This is a genomic window from Streptomyces sp. NPDC059456, assembly GCF_042750055.1.
In the GTDB taxonomy this organism is placed as follows: domain Bacteria; phylum Actinomycetota; class Actinomycetes; order Streptomycetales; family Streptomycetaceae; genus Streptomyces.
Map to the genome: position 1 here is coordinate 1 of NZ_JBHYVA010000611.1, position 5,262 is coordinate 5,262.

Consider the following 5,262-nt stretch of genomic DNA (forward strand, 5'->3'; position numbering starts at 1 on the left):
GGCCGGCGAGGGGGCGGGCGCGGATCCGGCCCGGGTGGTCCGCGAGCTCGCGGACCGGGGGCTGCGCCGCCAGCTCACCGAGGGCGGGCCCCGGCTGCTGGGGCAGTTCGTGGCCGCCGACGCGCTGGACGAGCTGTGCCTGACCGTCTCGCCGATGCTGGTGGCCGGAGGGGCCCAGCGGATCTCCGGAGGGCCCCCGGTGGCCGTGCCGCACCGGCTGGCGCCCGCCTCGGTGCTGGAGGAGGCCGGGTTCCTGTTCACGAGCTACCGTCGGATCTGAACAAGGGGCGGAATTTGTTGTTCCGCTTTGCTTCCGCCGGGCACATACCTGGGCAGAGATATCCCCGCAAGGCCCCGTGCGAGAGCGGGGCAGGATGGTTTCCGCAGGGGCCGGCCGACCGGCCCCGGCCCATGAAGGAGAGGGCGTCCGTGTTCACGAGCGTTTTGATGATCGAGCAGCCGCTGACCGGCTTCGACGTGGACTTCGTCACCAGCCTGCACGGGGACGACCCGGTCTCCTTCCTCGTCCTCATGCAGCCCCGGGGCGACCAGGACCGGCTGCTGCGCGCCATCGACGACGTGGCGCTCGGCGAGCTGCCCGAGGCGCTCCGCGAGGGCGACGTGCCCGAGGGCCACGCCGCCCGGGGCCCGGCCGAGCAGGCGCTCGTGCTCTCCCTGGAGGCCCTGCGCAAGAAGGGCGCCAAGGCCAGCGGGCAGATCATCGAGGACCATCCGCTCGACAAGCTGAAGGCCGTCGTGGAGGAGTCGAACGCCGACGAGGTGATCGTCCTGACCGCCCCGCACTTCGTCGAGGAGTTCTTCCACCGGGACTGGGCCTCCCGCGCGCGCCACAAGGTGGGGGTTCCGGTGCTGAAGCTCTTCGCCCACAACGAATAGGCTGGCGTCCGACACACGCGCCGGGACGGTCCGCACCGCCGAGACCCCCGACGTACCGACCCGCACCTTGGGGAGATCCCGTATGACGCCGCCCGGCCTGCCGAACGCCATGGAACGCCCGCACTTCATCGGCATCGGCGGCGCCGGCATGTCCGGCATCGCGAAGATCCTCGCCCAGCGCGGCGCGCAGGTCGCCGGCAGTGACGCCAAGGACTCCGAGACCGCCGGGGCACTGCGCACCCACGGCGCCACGGTCCACATCGGGCACGCGGCCGGCCACCTCGCCCAGGACGCGACCAGCGTGGTCGTCTCCAGCGCCATCCGCGCCGACAACCCGGAGCTGGCCCGCGCCGCCGAGCTCGGCATCCCCGTCGTGCACCGCTCCGACGCGCTGGCCGGCCTGATGGACGGCCTGCGGCCGATCGCGGTCGCCGGTACGCACGGCAAGACCACCACCACCTCGATGCTGGCGGTGTCCCTGTCGGCCCTGGGCCTGGACCCCTCGTACGCCATCGGCGGCGACCTGGACGCCCCCGGCTCCAACGCCCACCACGGCGAGGGCGACATCTTCGTGGCGGAGGCGGACGAGAGCGACCGCAGCTTCCACAAGTACACCCCGCAGGTCGCGATCATCCTCAACGCGGAGCTCGACCACCACGCGAACTACGCGTCGATGGAGGAGATCTACGAGTCCTTCGAGACCTTCGTCGGCAAGATCGTGCCCGGCGGCACCCTGGTCGTCGCCCACGGCCAGGCGGGCGCCGCGGAGATCGCCGGCCGGGTCCGCGGCAACGAGGGCCTCAACGTCGTCACGTACGGCGAGGAGGAGGGCGCCGACGTCCGCATCACGAAGATCACCCCGCGCGGTCTGACCAGCGAGGTCACCGTCGTCATCGACGGCCGGATGCTCACCTTCACCGTCTCCGTGCCCGGCCGCCACTACGCGCACAACGCCGTCGCGGCCCTCGCCGCCGGTGTCGCCCTCGGCATCCCGGCGCACAACCTGGCCTCGGCCCTCGGCAAGTACACCGGCGTCAAGCGCCGCCTCCAGCTCAAGGGCGAGGCCGCGGGCGTGCAGGTCATCGACTCCTACGCGCACCACCCGACCGAGATGACCGCCGACCTGGAGGCCATCCGCGGCGCCGCAGGGGACTCCCGCATCCTGGTCGTCTTCCAGCCGCACCTCTTCTCCCGCACCCAGGAACTCGGCAAGGAGATGGGCCAGGCCCTCGCCCTCGCCGACTCGGCGGTGGTCCTGGACATCTACCCGGCCCGCGAGGACCCGATCCCCGGCATCACCAGCGAGATCATCATCGCGGCGGCCCGCTCCGCGGGTGCCGACGTCAGCGCCGAGCACGACAAGACCGCCGTCGCCGACGTGATCGCGGGAATGGCCAAGCCCGGTGATCTCGTTCTCACCATGGGCGCGGGAGACGTCACGGACCTCGGTCCGGCGATCCTCGCCCGGCTGACGGACTGAGCGACGAGGGAGCGGGAGAGTCATGTCGTACGAGGTCGAGAAGACGGACGAGCAGTGGCAGGCCGAGCTGACGCCGTCCGAGTACCAGGTGCTGCGCCTGGCCGGCACCGAGCCGGCGTTCCGCGGTGAGTACACCGACACCAAGACGGCGGGCGTCTATTCCTGTCGCGCCTGCGGCGCCGAGCTCTTCCGCTCCACGGAGAAGTTCGAGTCGCACTGCGGCTGGCCGTCCTTCTACGACCCGAAGGACTCCGACGCCGTCGAGCTGAAGGCGGACGTGTCGCACGGGATGGTCCGCACCGAGGTGCTGTGCGCGAAGTGCGGCTCCCACCTCGGCCACGTCTTCGAGGGCGAGGGCTACCCCACGCCCACCGACCAGCGCTACTGCATCAACAGCATCTCGCTGCGGCTGACCCCCGACGAGGGCTGACGCGGGCCGCTGGTCCTGTCGAGGCGCGAGCCCCGGCGGGGACCCGGTCAGACGCCCACTCGGTCCAGGGCCGGGAGGAACTGGTCGTAGAAGGCCGTCTTGAGCTGCACGGAGCGTTCCTCCAGTTCCCTGAAGCAGTCGCTCGACCCCTCGCGGGCCAGCAATTCGGTCAGCCGCGCGGCCAGGCGGTCGGAATGGGAGCCGGAGAGCAGGGACACCCTCGCGAGGGGCTGGGTCTTCGCGTCGTGGACGTGGTGCGGGTGGTAGAAGCGCGAGCGGTTCTCGCCGCCGCGCGCGAACAGCGGACCCATCCGCTCCCAGAGCCGCCCGTACTCGGCGGAGACCAGGACCTCGCCCCAGAACCGCAGGACGGTCAGCAGCCGCAGGTCGCCGTCGTCGTGGGCGCCCGATGCGGCGATCAGCTCGAAGGCGTCCTCGACGGCGCGGCGCGTGGCCTGCGTCGGTCTCGACGCCACCAGGGCGTCCCGGGAGATCCCGAGCAGGCCCAGGTCGTGCGTCATGTCCTCGCGGTGCGAGGGCGTGTGCCCGTCCCCTCCCGGGTACTCCTCGCGCAGGATGACGCGGGCGATCCGCTTCCCGGCCTCGTCGCGCAGCAGGTCGATCGCCAGATCGTAGGACGGGGTGAAGGCGAGCGAGACGAAACGCCGCTGGAGCAGGAGGGCGGCGAAGTCCTCGTCCGGCAGCAGCGAGATGCCGGCCAGGACCGGGTGCTCCTCGAACCGTCCGACCAGCGCGTCCTCGAAGGCGTCCAGTTCGTGCAGGGGCGTGGGCATGGGCCGTACCTTTCCGTGGTTCACAGGCTGATGTCCCCGATGGAGTTGCGCCAGTCGCCCAGGTCCACGTCGCGGCCGATGCGCCACAGGGTGTCGAGCTCCTTGCGGACCTCCGTGCCCATGACGGTGTCGTCGCCGTCGATCTCGGTCTGGGTGGAATCGATGGCGAGCTGGCCGTGCAGGAACGAACTCACCAGGAAGTGGCCGTCGACCTTGAACACGGCGATGGACGGCAGGGAGTTGTACACGCGGACCCGGAGCAGCGGACGGCTCTCCGGCCGGATTCCCAGGCAGAGCTCGGCGAGGCCGGCCAGGCACCGCTCCACGCTCGCCCGCACGTCCACCGCGAGCGCGCGATCGCGTACGGCCGTCAACGCCTCGTCGCGCAGCCCCGCCACGGGCGATGCCGGGTGCAGCAGCATGATGCGCACCGGGACCTGCCGGTCGACGATCGCCTTGCGCAAGGCGGGCTCGATGTGCTCCAGGTTGGGGATCCACGTCTGCAGGATGACGACTTCCTGGGCGGCGCGGTGCGCGAACTCCGTGAACTCGTCCTCGGGGAAGCGCCGGTGCACCCTGACCACGCCGCTGTAGTGCTCCTGCTTGAGCCGCTGCGCCACCGCGTCGATGTCCAGCTTGGACAGGTGCGCCTCGATATTGGAGTCCAGCGCGCTGACCTGGGCCTGTACGTCGTCGAGCTTCCTCAGACGGTCGATCTCCAGCAGGAGGAACACCGTGACCGTGCTCAGGATGAGCAGCGTGACCTTCGGGAGCGCACCCCCGGGCGCCAACGCGTCGAGCCAGCCGAACAGATCCGCCAGCAGCACCACGACACCCGATGCGGCCATCAGGCCCAGCGCGATCCGTTCCGCCCGATAGCGAAATTCACCACTCATGCCACACCAGCCCCCCCGGCGCGCCGTCATGGGCGTCGACCGTACACCGCTGAGTCCGTGGCGCGGACGTGTATCCGGACACGGGCGGTTCAGATGAGGCTGTGGCGGACCGCGCGGGCCACGGCGTGGGCGCGGTTGCGGGCCTGGAGTCGGGACATCAGCTCGTAGATCACGTTCTTGATCGTGTGTTCCGAGCAGGACAGGGTGCGCGCGATCACCGCGTTGCCGTGGCCCTCCGCCATCAGCGTGAGCACCGCGGTCTGGCGGGCCGTGAGCCGCGGGGCGTCCGGCGGAGCCGCCGCGGACCGCGGCGCGGCAGCCGTCGTGCCGGCGGCCGAGCCGGGGGCGGTGGCGGCGCCGGCGGTGGTGGCCGCGCCGAGCAGCCGGACCAGGGCCGGGTACGGCATCCGTCCGTCGCCGGCCTGGCGCAGCAGGCTGAGGCGGTCCGGCGCGGCGGGGACCCGTACGGGCACGCTCTCGCGCGTGAGTTCGGCGACGGCGCTCACAGCAGACCCACCCGGAGGGCGTAGGCGACCGCGTGCGCGCGGTTGCGCAGCCGGAACCGCTGCGTGATGTCGTGGACCACGCTCGTCACGGTCCGCGGCGAGTAGCACAGCTGCTTGGCTATCTCGTTCGTCTCGTGGCCGTCCGCGACCAGCCGCAGCACGCTGCGCTCCCGGTCGCTCAGGCCCGCCGCGGCCCAGGGGGCCGCGCCCCCCCCCGGCCCGCCGGCCGGCCGGCCGCCGGCCCCGGAGCCCACCAGCA

General features: G+C 71.8%; 8 protein-coding genes. 4 read left to right on the forward strand and 4 right to left on the reverse strand.

The features are described from left to right. The 4 genes from ACFXA3_RS34660 to msrB all read left to right on the forward strand — a co-directional run. Positions 1-280 (forward strand): dihydrofolate reductase family protein (locus ACFXA3_RS34660; protein WP_385193635.1); only part of this gene is annotated, 280 nt, incomplete at its 5' end. Between the two features lie 149 nt (positions 281-429). Then, positions 430-897, forward strand: coding sequence for an indole-3-glycerol phosphate synthase (locus ACFXA3_RS34665; protein WP_385193638.1), 468 nt, complete (start codon positions 430-432; stop codon positions 895-897). 82 nt (positions 898-979) lie between these two features. Next, entirely contained in the window at positions 980-2,377 is a 1,398-nt protein-coding gene (gene murC / locus ACFXA3_RS34670) for a UDP-N-acetylmuramate--L-alanine ligase (protein WP_385193641.1), read from the forward strand. 22 nt (positions 2,378-2,399) lie between these two features. Next, positions 2,400-2,807: a peptide-methionine (R)-S-oxide reductase MsrB gene (msrB, locus tag ACFXA3_RS34675; RefSeq protein ID WP_054220846.1), complete on the forward strand. Its 408-nt coding sequence runs from the start codon at positions 2,400-2,402 to the stop codon at positions 2,805-2,807. Positions 2,808-2,854: 47 nt separating this feature from the next. Here the strand turns inward: msrB and ACFXA3_RS34680 are convergent, their stop codons facing one another. The 4 genes from ACFXA3_RS34680 to ACFXA3_RS34695 all read right to left on the reverse strand — a co-directional run. After that, on the reverse strand, positions 2,855-3,601 hold the full coding sequence (locus tag ACFXA3_RS34680; RefSeq protein WP_385193643.1) for a hypothetical protein: 747 nt from the start codon (positions 3,599-3,601) through the stop codon (positions 2,855-2,857). A 20-nt stretch (positions 3,602-3,621) separates the two neighbouring features. Next, positions 3,622-4,497, reverse strand: coding sequence for a hypothetical protein (locus ACFXA3_RS34685; RefSeq protein ID WP_385193645.1), 876 nt, complete (start codon positions 4,495-4,497; stop codon positions 3,622-3,624). An 89-nt stretch (positions 4,498-4,586) separates the two neighbouring features. Further along, complete coding sequence (locus ACFXA3_RS34690; RefSeq protein WP_385193648.1) at positions 4,587-5,003, reverse strand: response regulator transcription factor; 417 nt, start codon at positions 5,001-5,003, stop codon at positions 4,587-4,589. Beyond that, a partial coding sequence (locus ACFXA3_RS34695; RefSeq protein WP_385193650.1) for a response regulator transcription factor occupies positions 5,000-5,262 on the reverse strand: 263 nt, incomplete at its 5' end. The genes ACFXA3_RS34695 and ACFXA3_RS34690, both read right to left, overlap by 4 nt.